The sequence below is a fragment of the Agromyces humi genome, assembly GCF_009720255.1.
GTDB lineage: Bacteria > Actinomycetota > Actinomycetes > Actinomycetales > Microbacteriaceae > Agromyces > Agromyces humi.
On record NZ_WJSP02000455.1, the window covers coordinates 1 to 2684 of the forward strand.

General features: G+C 70.9%; 3 protein-coding genes. 1 reads left to right on the forward strand and 2 read right to left on the reverse strand.

Translation table 11 applies throughout. The features are described 5' to 3' along the window. Positions 1 to 331: SAM-dependent methyltransferase (locus tag GH736_RS20810; protein ID WP_235934572.1), on the reverse strand; the 331-nt coding region annotated here is incomplete at its 3' end. 72 nt (positions 332 to 403) lie between these two features. Then, positions 404 to 697, reverse strand: coding sequence for a hypothetical protein (locus GH736_RS20815; RefSeq protein WP_159606706.1), 294 nt, complete (start codon positions 695 to 697; stop codon positions 404 to 406). Positions 698 to 862: 165 nt separating this feature from the next. Between GH736_RS20815 and GH736_RS20820 the strand changes: the two genes are divergently transcribed. Then, on the forward strand, positions 863 to 2684 hold a 1822-nt coding region (locus GH736_RS20820; RefSeq protein WP_159606716.1), incomplete at its 3' end, for a phospholipid carrier-dependent glycosyltransferase.

The following is a 2684-nucleotide window of genomic DNA, read 5'->3' on the forward strand; positions in this document are numbered from 1 at the left end:
GGCCGGGGATCACGGTGACCTCGACGCCCGCGGCCGCCGCCGCCGCCACGAGCGGGAAGCCCGGGTCGGAGACGGTGGGCATGCCCGCGTCGCTCAGCACGAGCAGGTCGGCCTCACGGGCGAGCTCGACCAGCTCGGCGGCCTTCTGCCGTTCGTTGTGCTCGTGCAGCGAGATCAGGCGCGGCCGATTGGCGATGCCGAGCCCGGCGAGCAGACGCTGGGTGACGCGCGTGTCCTCGGATGCCACGACCGTGGCCCGCTGGAGGGCGTCCTTGAGGCGCGCCGAGGCGTCGCCGAGGTTGCCGATGGGCGTCGCCGCGAGGATGATCATGCGTCCAGTGTCTCGCATGGGCCTGCACGGCCGGTCTCGCATGGGCCTGCACGGCCGGTCGTGGGGGCTCGGTCAGGGGCCGTCGACGAGCGTGCCCTCCTCGGCGGCGACCAGGGCATCGATCGCGGCGAAGAACGCGACGATGCCGGGGAGGTTCGCGCCCTTCGCCCGCGACGCGGCGAGGTGCTCGGGCGCCTGCCAGGTCACGACGTCGAGCCACTCGTCGCCGGGCAGGCGCACGAGGCGCGCTTCGACGAAGCCGTCGCGGTCGGCGGCGAAGTCGGCGAGCATGCCGGGCCGGGCGGCGAGCAGCGCGGATTCGCGGTCGGGACGCACCCGGAACCGCGTGAGCTCGATCGTGGTCATCTCGTCGGTTCCTCCTCGTGGTCCGGTGCTGCCGACGGTACCGCCGGCCACCGTCATCGCCGGGCCGGACCGTACGGGGCCTTCGGCGCGGCCCTCGGCACGATCGACGGCTCGGTCCAGCACCGCGGAGATCACACCTCGTCGTGCGCGATTACTCTGGGGCGCATGGGTGTTGAGACCGGCGCCGCCGACGCGCGCGCACCAGAGGCGCGCGAGCCCGGCGACGCGGCATCCGACGACCTCGTCGCGGCGGCGGACGACCCCGACGCCGTCGACGACCCAGACGAGGCCGACGAACCGCAGGACCCCGACGACGAGCCCTTCGTCGAGGCGCGCGGTACTCGGCTCGACGCCTGGTGGGGACGCATGCTGTCCACGCCGCGTCGCCGGCAGCTGTGGTACTGGGGCGGTCCGCTGCTCGTGACCCTGCTCGCGGCGGTGCTGCGGTTCTGGAACCTCGGGCATCCGCAGGCGATCGTGTTCGACGAGACGTACTACGTGAAGGACGCGTGGACGCTGCTGCACCACGGATACGAGTCCACCTGGCCCGAGGGCGCCGACGAGGACTTCGCCCGCGGCGACACCGACATCTTCCTCGACGAGCCGAACTACGTCGTGCACCCGCCGCTCGGCAAGTGGATGATCGCCCTCGGCATGGCCGCGTTCGGCGCCGACAGCGCGTTCTGGTGGCGGGCGAGCACCGCGCTCGCCGGCACCGTCGCCGTGTTCGTGCTCGCGCTCGTGGCGCGGCGGCTGTGGCCGTCGACGATCGTCGCCGTCATCGCGGCGTTCCTCTTCGCGGTCGACGGCAACGCCATCGTGATGTCGCGCGTGGCCCTGCTCGACAACTGGGTGATGCTCTTCGCACTCGTCGGCTTCTGGTTCGTGCTCATCGACCGCGACCGGTCCAGGCATGAGCTCGATCGCCGGCTGGAGCGTGCCCGCGCCGACGGTCGCGACCCGCACTACGGGCCGGCGATCTGGACGCGACCATGGGTGTTCGCCGCGGGCGCCGCGTTCGGCGCCACCTGCGCGGTGAAGTGGTCGGGCCTCTGGTTCCTCGCCGCCTTCGGCGTCTACCTCGTCATCGTCGACGCGCTCGCCCGGCGGCGCGCGGGGGTGCCGTTCTGGCTGACCGGCGCCGTGCTGAAGCAGGGGCCGGTGACCTTCCTCCTCTATGTGCCCGTCGCCGCGTTCGTCTACCTCGCCTCGTGGACGGGCTGGCTCGTGACCGACGGCGGGTACTCCCGGCACTGGGCCGACGACCTCCAGAACCGTGCCACCGGCTTCTTCTCGTGGGTCCCGCCGGTGTTCCAGAGCCTCTGGCACTACCACCAGTCCGCATACACCTATCACGTCGGCGTCCATGCCGACCATCCCTCGCAGTCGAACCCGCTCACCTGGCTGTTCATGTTCAAGCCGACGAACATGTACTTCGCCGACACGAAGGACGGGTCGGGCGGATGCGGCGCCGAGACCTGCTGGTCGTCGATCATCGGCATCGGCAACCCGCTCATCTGGTGGGCCGCGGCGCTCGCGTGCCTCTACCTCGTGTACCGACTCGCCAGGTACCGCGAGTGGCAGGTCGGCGCCATCCTGCTCGGACTCGCCGCGGGGTACCTGCCGTGGCTCATGTACCTCGACCGCACGGTGTTCCAGTTCTACTCGATCGCGTTCCAGCCGTACACGATCCTCGCACTCACGGCGGTCATCGCCCTCATCCTCGGGCGGCGGGACGACGTGCGATGGCGACGCGAACGCGGCATCGCGACGGTGGCGATCTTCCTCGGATTCGTCGTGCTCGTCTCGGCGTTCTACTACCCGATCTGGACCGCGGTCCCGGTCACGCCCGACTTCCGGCAGCTGCACTCGGAGCTGGTCGACACCGAAGACAAGATCCAGGCATCGCGGCGCTTCTACAACGGCGGCGTGCGCGAGCTCAACACGAAGATCAAGGTGTTCCCCAACACCCTGTTCGTGCGCGGGC